The 13,947-nt window shown below is 62.8% G+C and carries 15 protein-coding genes; 4 read left to right on the top strand and 11 right to left on the bottom strand.

What is annotated here, in order from left to right:
• Positions 1-117: 117 nt before the first annotated feature.
• Positions 118-1,080 (top strand): transcriptional regulator FeaR, encoded by a 963-nt coding sequence (feaR, locus tag HGO40_RS18210; RefSeq protein WP_250964136.1) that lies wholly within the window; start codon positions 118-120, stop codon positions 1,078-1,080.
• 171 nt (positions 1,081-1,251) lie between these two features.
• Here the strand turns inward: feaR and HGO40_RS18205 are convergent, their stop codons facing one another.
• From HGO40_RS18205 to HGO40_RS18180, 6 genes are all read right to left on the bottom strand, one after another.
• Positions 1,252-2,019, bottom strand: coding sequence for an SDR family oxidoreductase (locus tag HGO40_RS18205; protein WP_250964135.1), 768 nt, complete (start codon positions 2,017-2,019; stop codon positions 1,252-1,254).
• Positions 2,012-2,812 carry an SDR family NAD(P)-dependent oxidoreductase gene (locus tag HGO40_RS18200; protein WP_250964134.1) on the bottom strand — a complete coding sequence of 267 codons (801 nt, stop codon included), beginning with the start codon at positions 2,810-2,812 and terminating at the stop codon, positions 2,012-2,014. Before HGO40_RS18200 ends, HGO40_RS18205 begins: the two co-directional genes overlap by 8 nt.
• Positions 2,805-3,626, bottom strand: coding sequence for a molybdenum cofactor biosynthesis F family protein (locus HGO40_RS18195; protein ID WP_250964133.1), 822 nt, complete (start codon positions 3,624-3,626; stop codon positions 2,805-2,807). The genes HGO40_RS18200 and HGO40_RS18195 overlap by 8 nt, the downstream gene beginning before the upstream one ends.
• A gap of 78 nt (positions 3,627-3,704) precedes the next feature.
• On the bottom strand, positions 3,705-4,364 hold the full coding sequence (locus HGO40_RS18190) for a helix-turn-helix transcriptional regulator (RefSeq protein ID WP_250964132.1): 660 nt from the start codon (positions 4,362-4,364) through the stop codon (positions 3,705-3,707).
• A gap of 51 nt (positions 4,365-4,415) precedes the next feature.
• On the bottom strand, positions 4,416-4,781 hold the full coding sequence (locus HGO40_RS18185) for a cupin domain-containing protein (protein ID WP_046065473.1): 366 nt from the start codon (positions 4,779-4,781) through the stop codon (positions 4,416-4,418).
• A 193-nt stretch (positions 4,782-4,974) separates the two neighbouring features.
• A complete protein-coding gene (locus HGO40_RS18180; protein ID WP_250964131.1) occupies positions 4,975-6,273 on the bottom strand; it encodes an NAD(P)/FAD-dependent oxidoreductase in 1,299 nt (432 codons plus the stop codon).
• Positions 6,274-6,584: 311 nt separating this feature from the next.
• Here HGO40_RS18180 and HGO40_RS18175 point away from each other — a divergent pair, with 311 nt between their 5' ends.
• The 3 genes from HGO40_RS18175 (at position 6,585) to hpaR (ending at position 9,441) form a co-directional block, all read left to right on the top strand.
• Positions 6,585-7,754 carry a p-hydroxyphenylacetate 3-hydroxylase oxygenase component gene (locus HGO40_RS18175; protein ID WP_250964130.1) on the top strand — a complete coding sequence of 390 codons (1,170 nt, stop codon included), beginning with the start codon at positions 6,585-6,587 and terminating at the stop codon, positions 7,752-7,754.
• Positions 7,755-7,811: 57 nt separating this feature from the next.
• Positions 7,812-8,753, top strand: a complete 942-nt coding sequence (locus tag HGO40_RS18170; protein ID WP_250964129.1) for a p-hydroxyphenylacetate 3-hydroxylase reductase component — start codon at positions 7,812-7,814, stop codon at positions 8,751-8,753.
• Positions 8,754-9,018: 265 nt separating this feature from the next.
• Positions 9,019-9,441: a homoprotocatechuate degradation operon regulator HpaR gene (gene hpaR, locus HGO40_RS18165; protein WP_250964128.1), complete on the top strand. Its 423-nt coding sequence runs from the start codon at positions 9,019-9,021 to the stop codon at positions 9,439-9,441.
• Between the two features lie 65 nt (positions 9,442-9,506).
• Here hpaR and hpaI read toward each other — a convergent pair whose 3' ends face one another.
• The 5 genes from hpaI to hpaD are packed head-to-tail and all read right to left on the bottom strand — an operon-like array spanning position 9,507 to position 13,787.
• Positions 9,507-10,304: a 4-hydroxy-2-oxoheptanedioate aldolase gene (gene hpaI, locus HGO40_RS18160; RefSeq protein WP_250964127.1), complete on the bottom strand. Its 798-nt coding sequence runs from the start codon at positions 10,302-10,304 to the stop codon at positions 9,507-9,509.
• A 14-nt stretch (positions 10,305-10,318) separates the two neighbouring features.
• The gene (gene hpaH, locus HGO40_RS18155) at positions 10,319-11,122 is read right to left on the bottom strand and encodes a 2-oxo-hept-4-ene-1,7-dioate hydratase (protein WP_250964126.1); all 804 of its coding nucleotides are present in this window, start codon (positions 11,120-11,122) and stop codon (positions 10,319-10,321) included.
• Positions 11,123-11,134: 12 nt separating this feature from the next.
• A complete protein-coding gene (locus HGO40_RS18150) occupies positions 11,135-12,439 on the bottom strand; it encodes an MFS transporter (RefSeq protein ID WP_186730908.1) in 1,305 nt (434 codons plus the stop codon).
• A gap of 52 nt (positions 12,440-12,491) precedes the next feature.
• Positions 12,492-12,884: a 5-carboxymethyl-2-hydroxymuconate Delta-isomerase gene (locus HGO40_RS18145; protein WP_250964125.1), complete on the bottom strand. Its 393-nt coding sequence runs from the start codon at positions 12,882-12,884 to the stop codon at positions 12,492-12,494.
• A gap of 45 nt (positions 12,885-12,929) precedes the next feature.
• Positions 12,930-13,787 (bottom strand): 3,4-dihydroxyphenylacetate 2,3-dioxygenase, encoded by an 858-nt coding sequence (gene hpaD, locus HGO40_RS18140; RefSeq protein ID WP_250964124.1) that lies wholly within the window; start codon positions 13,785-13,787, stop codon positions 12,930-12,932.
• Positions 13,788-13,947 lie beyond the last annotated feature (160 nt).

Genomic DNA, 13,947 nt, shown 5'->3' with positions numbered 1-13,947 from the left:
TGTGCTGTCCTGGCATTATTCCTGCTACGGCTCTGGCGATCAGGTACTTGTTGCGTGCATATAGATAACATGTTAACTATTGCCGCACAAAAACAAAAAGCCACTGCGGAGAATGCCATGAGCATGCAACAGGTTGGGCAGGACGGTCTGGACACCTGGAACCGGGATCTGCGGGCGACTTGCGGCCACTTCGATACCGAGCTGGCCTTCAATCGCGCGCTGTTCATTGGTGAAGTGTCGAATTTTCATCGGGGAGGCCTTGCCCTCGCCAACCTGCGGACCAATGCCGGTAACATCAAGCGTCACTCCCCCAACGCCGATCATGATGATGACCAGGATTGCCTCCTGGTCAGCCAGCGCAGCGGCTACTGCCGCATTACCCAGAACGGCCGGAGCATCCAGTTGGCGCCCGGTGAATTGTTGTTGATGGATTCGGCAGGCGCGCTTGAGATCACCCCGTTCGGCCTGATCGAGCACGCGGTGCTGTCCTTGTCTCGCCAGGACGTGTCGCGGCAACTGGGCGGGGAAACCAAGACCTTCGGCAAGGTTTCGTCCAGCAAGGCGTGTGGGCGGATGCTGCATGTATTGATGGATCAACTGTGCAAGGACACACCGGACGGCGAGGGCGCGGCGGGCGAGGGTGAAGCCTTGCACAGTGCCTTCGTTTCGCTGTTGGGCTCGGCCCTGGAACAGGGTAGCGATGGCCGTGACGAAGGGGTGGCGTTGCAGGGCAGCCATTTGCGCAGCTATGTGCAGAAGGTCATCGACGAATCACTTACCCAGCCAGGCCTCAGCCCCGTGGGCCTGGCCAATCGGCTGAATATTTCGGTGCGGCATCTGTATCGTTTGTTCGAAGAGCAGGATGACAGCGTGTGCCGCTACATCCAGCGAGCCCGGCTCAAGCGCAGCGCCGATGACCTGATCAACCCGTTCCTGCGGGACGAGTCCATTACCTCGATTGCCTACAAGTGGGGCTTCACCGATTCGGCGCATTTCAGCCGTTCGTTCAAGAAGCAGTTCGAGCAGGCGCCCAAGGCGTTTCGTTCCAGTCGTTTGCAGGTGGGGCAGGGGGGGGCTTGAGGGAGGCGTCGCTGGCTTGACGATCGCTATCGCGAGCAAGCTCGCTCCCACAGGGGATCGGTGGTGGTCGCCGATGCTGTGAACAACTCGGAAAAACCGGTGGGAGCGAGCTTGCTCGCGATGACGGTGGTACATCCACCCTCACCGCAAGCTGACTTACCCCACACAGGTTCAAACCTCCGGCAAAGTCGAACCCCCATCCACCACCAACGTCTGCCCAGTCACATAGCCAGCCAGGCTCGACGCCAGGTACAACATGGCCCCGGCGATGTCGCTCGGTTGGCCCAATCGACCCAGCGGCACCCGGCGGGCGATGTCCTGGTTGACCTCGTCGTCGCCCAGGTTGGCCATGGCCGGTGTGGCGATCATGCCCGGTTCGACCCCGTTGACGCGGACATTCTCGGCCGCCAGTTCCAGCGCGGCGTTGCGAATGAAACCATTGACCCCGGCCTTGGACGCCGCGTAGTGGCTGAGCCCCGGATACGCCACCCGCGGGCCGGTGACCGAGGAGGTCACCAGCACGCAGCCTCGGCCCTGGCGCCGGAACATCGGCAATGCGGCCTGGGTCAGCCAGAACAGCGCCGACAGGTTCACCGCCAGCGTTCGTTCCAGTATCGCCGGGGTGATTTCGGCGAACGGCGTCAACGGGAAATACCCGGCGTTGTGCACCAAGGTATCCAGCCGCCCCAAGCGTTGTTCCAGCGCGGTCATCATGTCGAAGATCGCCGTCGCGTCGGCCAGGTCAACCGCCACCGCTTGTACCTGACAGCCCACGGCGGTCAATTCGCCGGCCACTGCTTCGGCCCGGGCCAGGCCCAGGTCGGCAATCACCACGCGAGCGCCGCGCAGGGCAAACGCTTCAACGATGGCCCGGCCTATACCTTGGGCACCGCCCGTGACCAGTACGGTCTGGCCGCTGAAATCCAGATCGTCAGGCATCGCGGGCCTCCATCCGGCTGAAGGCCAGGGTCGGCACGTCGACGATGCTGGAGCCGCCATCGGCCACCAGCGTCGCCCCGGTGATGATCGACGCATCAGGCGAGGCCAGGAACCGGCAGACGTTGGCGATTTCCTCCGCGCTGGCCGGCCTGCGCAACGGCACGTCGGCGCAGACCCGGTCGTAGGCCTGCTGCAACGTTTCGCCATGGAACTGCATCAATGCCTGCATTTCTTCATCGGCCATGGGCGTGCGCACCCAGCCTGGGCAGACCGCATTGACCCGTACGCCGTGAGGCCCGTAATCCCTGGCCAGGGAGCGATTGAGGCCGAGCAACGCATGCTTGGCGGTGGTGTAGCCGCACACGTGGGGGCCTGCCGCCAATGACGCGATGGAGGCGATCAGCACGATGTTGCCGGCACTTTCCTGCAACAGAGGCAGGCACGCCCGGGCGCTATAGAAAGCGCTGTCGAGATTGCTGCGCAGGGCGGCTTCCCAGGCCGATGGCTGAGTCTCGGTGGCGCTGCCCATGCCCAAGCCGCCGGCACAGGCCAGCAACACGTCGAGTCGGCCGTAACGCGCATGAATCTGCTCGATGAAGCCGTCCCAGGTGCTCGGGCAGGCCGCATCGCCCACCAATACCAAGCCACCAATGTCCTCGGCGAGTGCTTCCAGGGGCTCGCGGCGGCGGCCGATCAGCACCAGGTTGGCGCCTTCGCCGGCATACAGCCGGGCGCAAGCGGCACCGATGCCGGTGCCGGCACCGGTGATCACCACGGTGCGTGAGTCAGGCATCGGGATACTCCGTCTGATTGAGCACTTGGCAGTAGGAACTGACCGGGAAATTGGAAAACTCATCGAACGACGCGCCGGCGTAACCGAAGATCTTGCCGTCGCTGCGGTGCTGTTGCAGGTCGATCAGTACCAGGCCCAGGGTCGGGATGATCTTTTCCCGCCAGACGAAGAGGTACAACTGGTCGGCGATCTTGTAGGTGTCGCAGCGATCGGTGTCGCACAGGCCTTGTTCAACGCCCTTCAGGCACTGCCAGGAGTAGAATTGGTCGTTGAGGTAAATGTGTTCGTAGACTTCGCTCGGACTGTAGCGATACAGGTTGCGCAGCCCCACCAGTTCGGTGGTTGGCGCGTGCGGGCACAGGCCAGGTTGCCAGGGACGAGCGAGGCTGCCGTGGAGGCACTGCGCTTGAACCGAGGTCAGTGGCTTGCCGGCCAACGCGCGGAGGTAGAGGCCTTCGCCGGTCTGTTCCTGGCTGGGCATGCGGCCGATCACGGCGGTGAACGCGGCGTTGGCGGTATCGAGCACCAGGCTTATCGACGACGTCAGCTCGCCTTCGCGCTTGATGAAGTCCACTAGGTACAGGCCCGGGCGCACCGAAGTGGCCCGGTAGGGCGCGGTGCCGCTGGAGTGCCCATCGGCGGCGTTCCAGGTCAGGGTGTCCTGCTCGAAGCGATGCTCGATCTGCCAGCCATTGGCGAAATGCAGGGTGAAGGTCTTGCCGTCCAGGTCGGCCAGGTTGGGCAGGATGAAGGCTTCGGGGGCAAAGCCATCGGCCAGGGCGCCGACGGTGATCCAGTCTGAAGATGTGCTCATTGCAAGGCTCCGGTGGTTGAATTGACCACTCGGATCATGAGGCGCCGGGCAACGGCGGCCTATCAACCGAATGGTTGATCAGAGGAACAGCGCGCTGACCAACTCGGTGCGGCTGCTCACGCCGACTTTGCGGAAGAGGTGGATCAGGTGAGTCTTGATGGTCGGCAAACCCACTTCCAGTTCCCGGGCCAATTGTTTGTTGCTGACGCCTTGGCGCAGCAGCCAGGCGATCTGGCGCTCCTTGGGTGTCAGGTCGGCCAGCGCATCCTCATGGGCCGGCAAATGGGCCACGGCCAGTTGCAGCAAGGCCTGCAACGCGCTGAGTTGGCTCAACTGCTGAGGGGTGAAGACGCCTTGCTCGGCGGTGCGCAGCAACGAAATAGCCGCTTGCGGCTGACCGTCGCGATGGGCGAAGACTTCCACCACGTCGACCACGCCGTAGCGTTGCAGGAAGTCGCGATAACGATGGTTGTCACGCAGCGGTTGGCGGGACATCGCCAGGCCCAACGGCACCACGGCCAGTTCGCTGGGCGCACAGCGGCGCGGGTGCAGCGGGTCGAACTGGCGGTAGTTGTCCAGGTAGTCGCGGTGCATCTCGCCGCTCATCCCATGGAGGCTGAAGTCATGGACCTGCAGGTGTCGATCCACGCAGTAGAACGCCGCCCGGCTGACCGGGACCAGTTGGGTGAAGGCGTGCAGGCACTGGCCGGCGATGTCCTGGGTCGGGATGACGTTCATGGTCGCTACCTTCGCAAATGGGCTGCCGGTGGGGCCGGCAGCCCTGTCCGGTCAGGCTACCGCGAAGTAGTGCTTGACGAAACTTTCGCTGACCACTTCCCACAGCACCGGCGTGCCCTTGGTCACGAACCAGCTGTCGCCGGCCTTGTAGCGGGTGCTCTGGCCGGTGGCCTCGTCGGTGAGGACCACTTCACCGGTGACCACGGTGGCTTGTTCGGCGAAGGGGTAGACCATCCGGAACTTGCCTTGGGTGGTGCCGAAGTAGGCGCTGCTGACCGGGTCGGTGGGGGCGCCGAAGGTCATCTTGCCGAAGGCCTTGACCTCGCCTTCGAGAATCTGCGAACCGAGATCGGCGACGGTGCCCCAGGCGTCCAGGTCGGACAGCTGGATGTCTTTTTCAAGGGTGATAAGGGGCATGGCAGTGACTCCTGATGATTGAAAAAATAGAGGTGGATGTGTCCAATACCAGTCAGTCAAACCCCGGACCCTGTGGGAGCGAGCTTGCTCGCGATAGCGGTGGGCCAGGATGCATTGATGTCGACTGTTGCACCGTCTTCGCGAGCAAGCTCGCTCCCACAAGGTTTCCCATGGCTGACTGGCATCGTGGCCTTCAGCGCCGGCCGTTCCAGTAGCCCGACAGCTGATGCCAGGACTTGCCGGCCGTCAGCAACAATGGGCGAATGGCGTCTTTGCCAATAATGGTCGGGCGGTGGATCGAGCTGACCAGGTCGTAGCGCGCCGAGCCTTCGCTCATGCCTTCGGCCAGCACCTTGCAGATGATGTGGCTCGGCGTGACGCCAAAGCCTGAGTAGCCCTGGACGAAAAACGCGTTGCTGCGCCCGGGCAGGGTGCCGATCTGCGGGAACAGGTTCGGGCTGCAGGCCATCGGGCCACCCCACGCCAGGTCGATCTTCACGTCCTTGAGGTACGGGAAGATTTTCAGCATCAGGCGCCGGTTCCAGGCCTTGAGGTCCTGGGGGATGTGTTCCACCAACGGCGTCGCGGCACCGAACAGCAGGCGGTTTTCGTTGGTGACGCGGTAATAGTCGATCACCGGGCGAATGTCGCTGTAGGCGCCGCGAATCGGGCTGATGCGCTGGATCAGTTGGTCCGACAACGGCTCGGTCATCATCTGGAAGGCGTAGGTGTTGATGGTCGAGCGGTGCAGTTCCGGTTCCAGTTTGTTGAGGAAACTGTCGCAGGCCCAAAGCAGCTTGCTGGCCCTGACCGAGCCGCGCCCGGTGCGCACGGTGATGCGCTCGCCATAGCTGCCTTCCAGGGCCGGGCTGTTCTCGAAAATCCGCACGCCGTGGCTGACCACCGCCTTGGCTTCACCCAGCAACAGGTTCAGCGAGTGCACGTGTCCGCCGCCCATGTGCAGCAAGGCGCTGCCATAGGCTTTGGAACCGATGATCTGCTGCACGTCGGAGCCGCCGAGGAAGCGGATCTCGTGCTTGCTGTTGATCGATTTGAAATCTTTTTCCCAGGCCCGCAGGGTTTTTTCCTGGCGGGCGTTGAAACCCATGTAGCCGTAACCGTGGCAGAAATCGGCATCGATGGCGTACTTGGCGATGCGGTCCTTGATGATGTCGGCACCCAGGTCGCTGATCTCGAAGACTTGGCGCAGGCCGTCTTCACCCACGTCCTTCTTGATCTTTTCCAGGTCATGACCGATGCCGGCCATGATCTGCCCGCCGTTGCGCCCGGTGCCGCCGAACCCAAGGTAACGCGCCTCCAGCACCACGATGTTGGTGATGCCTTTTTCAGCAAGTTCCAGCGCAGTATTGATGCCGGAGAAACCACCGCCAATGATCACGACATCGGCGTCCACGTCCTGTTCCAACGTGGGGAAGCTGAGGTTGTATTTCTTGGTGGCCGTGTAATAGGTGGGCGTTTCGATAGTGATCATGACGCAACCTGACAAAGTGAAAGAAAACGCCGTTGCCACGTCTACGCAAGGCTTCGCAAGGGATGGCCCTATTAAGAGCCTTGGCAAGGCGCTTGTCTTGATCATCCGTGCCGGGGGATTTGACCGAGGGCGCCACGGACGCCGAACCCTGCCCCATGAAAAGTACAATCTTGGATCTGGAAGGTGCATTTTTCACCTGCCCGCGATTGCCCATACTGGACCGGCCTTAATCACTGATCCCGCTGTTTGTGCGCCCCGGGTTGCCGGGCAAAGGCGAGAACGGCAGACGCCAATAATAAAAGAGCCCGTCCATGAAAAAGCCAAACCCGCTGCTCGAAGACCTCAAGCCCCTCCTGCCGGCCATTGCCGCAAACGCCTTCCAGGCGGAGAAAGACCGTAGCGTGCCCGCCGAAAATATCGCCTTGCTCAAGAGCATCGGCATGCACCGGGCCTTCCAGCCCAAACCCTACGGTGGCCTGGAGATTTCCCTGCCGCAGTTCGCCGATTGCATTGCGCTGCTGGCCGGTGCCTGTGCCAGCACAGCTTGGGCCATGAGCCTGTTGTGCACCCATAGCCATCAGTTGGCAATGTTCCCGGCCAAGGCCCAGGAGGAAATCTGGGGTGATGACCCGGATGCCACCGCCAGCAGCAGCATCGCACCGTTTGGCCGCACCGAAGAGGCCGACGGCGGTGTGATGTTCAGCGGTGAAATGGGCTGGAGCAGCGGCTGCGATCATGCCGAATGGGCGATCGTGGGGTTCCGCCGCAAAAACACCGAAGGCACCCAGGACTATTGCTTTGCGGTGCTGCCGCGCAGCGACTATGACATTCGCGATGACTGGTTCGCGGTGGGCATGCGCGGCAGTGGCAGCAAGACCTTGATCATCGACAACGCTTTCGTGCCGGAACACCGGATCCAGAAAGCCAAGGACATGATGGAAGGCAAGTCCGGTGGGTTCGGCCTCTACCCGGACAGCAAGAGTTTCTACTCGCCGTACCGGCCGTACTTCGCCAGTGGTTTCTCCACGGTCAGCCTGGGTGTGGCCGAGCGCATGCTGGAAGTCTTTCGCGAGAAAACCCGCAACCGCGTGCGGGCCTACACCGGCGCGGCCGTCGGTGCCGCCACCCCGGCGTTGATGCGCTTGGCAGAGTCTACCCATCAGGTGGCGGCAGCCCGTGCTTTCCTGGAAAAAACCTGGCAGGAGCACGCCGAACACGGCGAGCGCCACGAGTACCCCAGCCGGGAAACCCTGGCGTTCTGGCGGACCAACCAGGGTTACGCCACCAAGATGTGCATCCAGGCCGTCGACCGCTTGATAGAGGCGGCCGGCGGCGGCGCCTGGTTCGAGAGCAACGAGTTGCAACGGCTGTTTCGCGACGCCCACCTGACCGGCGCCCATGCCTACACCGACTACGACGTCTGCGCGCAGATCCTCGGTCGTGAGCTGATGGGGCTCGATCCCGATCCTTCCATGGTTTGACCGCGTGTCCCTAGAACAATAATCGAGGCCGTCCCTTGAGACGGCCGGGAGTCTTGCATGTCCAGTCTTTATGCTACCGCTTTCGACACCCGCGCGTTCCGCCGGGCCCTGGGTAACTTTGCCACCGGCGTAACCGTGGTCACCGCCGCCACTGAAGATGGCCGCAAGGTCGGGGTGACGGCCAACAGTTTCAACTCGGTGTCCCTGGATCCGCCGCTGATCCTGTGGAGCATCGATAAGCGCTCCGGCAGCCACGAAGTGTTCGAGGCCGCCAGCCATTTCGCGGTGAACGTGTTGGCCGCCGACCAGATCGACCTGTCAAACAACTTCGCCCGACCCAAGGATGATCGCTTCGCTGAAATCGAATTCGAGGCCGGCGAAGGCGGTGCCCCGGTGTTTGTGGACTGCTCGGCGCGTTTTCACTGCGAAAAATTCCAGCAGGTCGATGGTGGCGATCACTGGATCATGATCGGCAAGGTCGTGGCCTTTGATGATTTTGGGCGTTCGCCGTTGCTCTACCACCAGGGCGCCTACTCGATGGTGCTGCCCCACACCCGCATGACCAGACGGGAAGAGGGGCAGTCCCCCAGCAGTCATTTCCAAGGCCGCTTGAGCCACAATCTGTATTACCTGATGACCCAGGCGCTGCGAGCCTACCAGGCCAGCTACCAGCCGCGTCAGTTGTCCACCGGCTTGCGCACCAGCGAAGCGCGGATGTTGATGGTGCTGGAGAACGACGCCGGACTGAACCTGTGCGACCTGCAGCGGGAAGTGGCAATGCCGGTGCGCGAGATCGAAGAAGCCGTGGCCAACCTCAAGCGCAAGGGCCTGGTGAGCGATGAAGGCGAGCGGGTACGCCTGACAGTCAAGGGCATCGATGAGACTGAGGGGCTCTGGGCGATTGCCAAGGAACAGCAGGATAAGGTGTTCGGCCAGTTCAGCGAGGAACAGGTCGAGCATTTCAAGCAAGTGCTCAAGGGGGTGATCAAGGGCGCTTGAGCTCGCATCGATACCGAGCGCTTGCCTGTGGCGAGGGAGCTTGCTCCCGCTGGGCCGCGAAGCGGTCCCAACACTTCAACCTCAGATTGCCTGACACTCCGATGCGACTGATCCAGGGGCTGCTGCGCAGCCCAGCGGGAGCAAGCTCCCTCGCCACAGGGTCTATCGCCCAATCCGGATATTGTGAACGGATGAGTTCGACATCGGCTGGAAGCTGTTAAGATTTAGTTAACTCATTAACTAAATCTTCTCGCGAACCTAATCCATGCCCCAGCCGCGCCAATCCTTGACCCTGACCCTGCTCCAGGCCCGCGAAGCGGCCATGGGGTTTTTCCGGCCGTCCCTCAACCAACACGGCTTGACCGAGCAGCAATGGCGGGTCGTCCGTATCCTTAGCCAGCACGACGAACTGGAGATCAATCGCCTGGCCGAACTGGCCTGCATCCTCAAGCCCAGCATGACCGGCGTATTGGTGCGCATGGAAGCGGCGGGCATGGTGGTGCGGCGCAAGGCCGAACAGGATCAGCGACGGGTACTGGTGCGCCTGGCGCCGCAAGGGCAGGCGAGCTTCGATTCGATGAGCCAGAGCATGGAAGCGAACTATCAGCGATTGCAGGAAAAACTGGGGGAAGAAAAGTTGCAGACGTTGCTGGGGTTGCTCAATGAGCTGAAGGCGATCAGGCGCTGAGACCGCCAAGTGGAGCTAGCTTTTGTGGCGAGGGAGCAAGCTCCCTAGCCACAAAGATTGGTGTGTCAGTACACGCCGCCTACCGTCGGCTTTGGTGTGTCCTTGAACGTCGCCGCCAGTGTCTGCAAGCCCCGCATCAACACCGTCGTATCCACGCCCACCGCGACAAACGCCGCGCCTAGTTCGAGGTAACGCCGGGCCAGTTTTTCATCGGCGCTGAGAATCCCGGCAGCCTTGCCGGCCTGGCGGATGCGGGTGATGGCGTCTTCGATGGCCGCTTGCACATCCGGGTGACCGGGGTTGCCGCGAAAACCCATGGACGCGCTCAGGTCCGCCGGGCCGATAAAGACCCCATCCACACCGTCCACCGCGGCAATGGCATCCAGGTTGGCCAGGCCCTCGCGACTCTCGATCTGCACCAACAGGCACATCTGTTCATCGGCCTTGTCGAGGTAGCCGGGGATGCTGTTCCAGCGGGACGCCCGGGCCAGCGCACTGCCGACACCGCGGACACCGTGGGGCGGGTAGTGGATGGCACGCACCAGTTCGCGCGCCTGGTCGGCGCTTTCCACCATCGGCACCAGCAAGGTTTGCACGCCGATATCGAGCACTTGCTTGATCAGCGCCGTGTCGCCGACCACCGGACGTATCACCGGCTGGCTGGGGTAGGGTGCCACGGCCTGGAGCTGGCCGAGCAAGGTGCGCAAGTCGTTCGGCGCGTGTTCGCCGTCGATCAGCAGCCAGTCGAAGCCGGCATTGGCCGCCAGCTCCGCACAGTAGGCATCGGCCAACCCCAGCCAGAGGCCGATCTGCGCTTCGCCGCTGCGCAGGCGTTGCTTGAAGGTATTGATGGGCATGTCCATGAGACGGTCTCCGATCAGACGAAACGGCAGGCGATGGAACCGAGCATGTCGTAGTCGACATGGAAGGTATCGCCGGGGTTGGCGGCCACGGGGCGGGTGAAGGAACCGCCGAGGATGATCTGTCCCGGTTGCAGGGTGACGGCATAGGCCGCCAGCTTGTTCGCCAGCCAGGCCACGCCTTTGGCCGGGTGATTGAGCACCGCCGCCGAGACGCCGGATTCTTCGATCACGCCGTTGCGGTAGAGCACCGCCGGCACCTTGCGCAGGTCGATCTCGGTCGGGCGCACGGCACGACCGCCCATGACCACCCCGGCATTGGCGGCGTTGTCGGAAATGGTGTCGAAGACCTTGCGGGTCGCCTTGGTCTGTGGGTCGACCTGCTGGATGCGCGCATCGATGATTTCCAGCGCCGGGATCACCCATTCGGTGGCGTCGAGCACGTCGAACACCGTTACGTTCGGGCCTTTCAACGGCTTGCCGAGGATGAACGCCAGCTCCACTTCCACCCGTGGCACGATGAAGCGCTCGAACGGGATGTCGGTGCCTTCATCGAAAAACATGTCGTCGAGCAGCGCGCCGTAGTCCGGCTCGGTGATATTCGACGATACCTGCATGGCCCGGGAGGTCAGGCCGATCTTGTGGCCGACCAGCTTGCGCCCGTCCTTGATCTTTTGCGCGACCCAGGCCCGCTGGATGGCGTAAGCGTCCTCAAGGGTGATGGCCGGGTGGTCGAGGGAAAACTGTCGCACCTGCTCACGGGTGCGTTCGGCCTGGTCGAGGCGCGCGGCGGCTTGCTGGATGAAAGTCTGGTCAAGCATGGCAAGGGTCTCTTATTGAGGATTGACGATGGCAGCCCGGGTGCGCAGCACCAGCAAGCCGCCAAGGGCGATGAGCAGGGCCAGCACGTACAGGGCGAGGCTGGCGCTCTGGGTGGTGTCGCGCATCCAGCCGATCAGGTAGGGCGCGAAGAATGAGGCGATGCTGCCGAAGGAGCTGATCAGCGCGATGCCGGCGGCCTGGGTGCCGTTGGACAGGAAGGCTGGCGGCAGTTGCCAGAACATCGGCAACGCCGCACTGGCGCCCATGCCGGCGACGATCAGGCCACTGAGCACCAGGGTCGGGTTGCCAGGGGACAGCCCGGCGACCGCGATGCCCAGCGCGGCCATCAACAGCGGCACGCACAGGTGCCAGCGGCGTTCGCGATGGCGGTCGGAGGAGCGCCCGCAGCCGATCATGAAGAAGCAGCCGGCCAGGTAGGGCACCGCGCTGAGCAGCCCGACCTTGCCGTCGCTGCCGATGCCGGCACCGTGGATCAGGGTCGGCATCCAGAACGCCAGGGTGTTCACCGCCAGCATCACGGCGAAGTACACCGCCACCAACAACCAGACTTGTGGGTTGTTGAGGATCGCCGAGAACGAGGTGATGGATTTGCGCTGCTCTTCAAGGCTCAGTTGTTCGCGCAGCTGTTGCTTGGCCTGGGGTGTCAGCCAGTTGACCGCCTCGAAACTGTCCGGCAGGCACTTGAGCACAACCAAGCCGAGCAGGATCACCGGCAGCCCTTCGATGACGAACATCCACTGCCAGCCGCGTAGGCCGCCAAGGTCATGGAAATGCTCGAGAATACCGCCGGACAAGGGCCCGCCAATCACCCCGGCCATTGGCACCGCGATAGCAAACAACGCCGTCACCTGGGCCCGGCGCCGGGCCGGATACCAGCGGTTGAGAAAGACCAGGATGCCGGGAAAGAAACCGGCCTCGGCCACGCCCAGCAGAAAGCGCAGCACGTAGAAACCGGCGGCGCTTTCGATGAGGAACATGCCGGTGGACAAGGCGCCCCAGACTACCATCAGGGTAGCGATCCAGCGCCGCGGGCCGACCCGGTCCAAGGCCATGTTGCTGGGCACGCCAAACAGCGCATAGGCGATGAAGAACAGGCCGGCGCCGAAGCCGTAGACCGTGTCGCTGAACTGCAGGTCGGCGCTCATCTGCATCTTCGCGAAGCCGATGTTGATGCGGTCCAGGTGGGCGAAGAGGTAGCAGACCAGCAGCAGCGGCATCAACCGCCAGGTGATGGTGGCATGGGTGCGGTCGTGGGCGATGGTGCCGACAGTGTCGGCGGTATTGGCTGTGCTCATGATCTTGTACTTTTTGTCAGAGAGGCCGATGGGGAGGGCGGGGCAGATGGATTCAGCTGGCCTGGCCCTTGAGGAAGGCGTGGACGTTGTTGGCCTTGAAGTTGAGTTGTTCGTGCAGCTCGATCATCTCGAACGACAGGGCCAGCAGGCGTTGGGCCTGGAGTTCGGCGAAGTGCGCGGTGATGACCTCGAAGAGTTTTTCCGCGACTTTCTGGCGGGTGGCCAGGTCGCGACCATGGCCGACTTTCAAGGTCATGTGCACGAAGGCGTAGTCATGCTTGCCGTCGGCCATGCGCCAGGTGTCCAGGCGTACGCCGCGGCTGCGGATACCGCCCAGGGGGAACACGCCGCTGTCGCCCAGCACGGCATGGACCTTTTCAAACAGGCCGGGGAGGTCGGCTTGGCGTTCGATGTTGTCGGTGTATTCAACGATGAAATGCGGCATGAACGGCTCCTTCAGGCCGCACGGGGACGCCGTGCGGCCGGGGTGTCAAACAGGGAAGACAGCGTTGATCTGCCCGGTGCCGGAGCTACCGAACGGCTCGGTGATGATTTCGGCAGGCTTGTCGTAGTCCGGCCCGCCGAGCAGCCCAAGCAGCATCGCCGTGTCGTGCATCTTGCCTTCGCCAAAGCAGTGTTCGGCGTAGTCCGGGAGCATGGCGCAGAACTCTTTCCATCGACCCTGGCGCCACATCTCGCCGACGTGCAGGTCGACCTGCTTGTCGAACTCCCGCGTCCAGTTGTGGATGTTGGCTTCGGCGTTGCGATCATCGGAGAAACGGTGGGACAACGAACCGGACGCCAGCACCAGCACCTTGCGATCGCTTTTCTCGATGGCCCGGCGCACCGCGGCGCCAAAGGCGAAGCTGTCTTGCAGGCGATGCCAGGCGCACCAGGCGGCAATGGACACGACGTTGAATTTCTGCGCTTGGGGGACATCCATGTGCATGTAGCGCATGGGCACCAGCGTGCCGTATTCCAACTCCAGGCTTGGAATGTTGTGGGCCAGGGTGCGCACATCCACGGCATTGGCCTCGGCGGCGATCAGTTCGCCCAGTTCCGGCGCGCCTGCGTATTCGTACTCCATGTTCTTGATGAAATGCGGCAGCTCGTTGCTGGTGTAGACGCCCTTGAAGTGCTCGCCGCTGTTGACGTGATAGGCGCTGTTGACCAGCCAGTGCACGTCGAACACCACGGCTGTGTCGGCGCCCAGCTCACGGGCGCGACGGCCGATTTCCTTGTGGCCGGCAATCGCGGCGGCGCGGCAACCGTGGTGCTTGCCGGGCAGCTCCGACAGGTACATCGAGGGAACGTGGCAGATTTTCGCAGCCAGGACGACTTCGCCCATGATGATTCTCCTGAAATGTTGTTCTTGTTGAATCTCGGGACAGCGGGTGAATCAGGTCTTGTCGATGAGCGCTTGTGGCGAGGGAGCTTGCTCCCGCTGGGGGGCGACGGGGGGCGCTTTTTTTGCGATGGCCCCGCCATCGCGCGGGAGCCAGCACCCA

The sequence above is a fragment of the Pseudomonas sp. CG7 genome, from assembly GCF_023701885.1.
GTDB classification, from domain to species: Bacteria; Pseudomonadota; Gammaproteobacteria; order Pseudomonadales; family Pseudomonadaceae; genus Aquipseudomonas; species Aquipseudomonas zanjanensis.
This window is presented reverse-complemented; position numbering and strand designations above follow the sequence as displayed.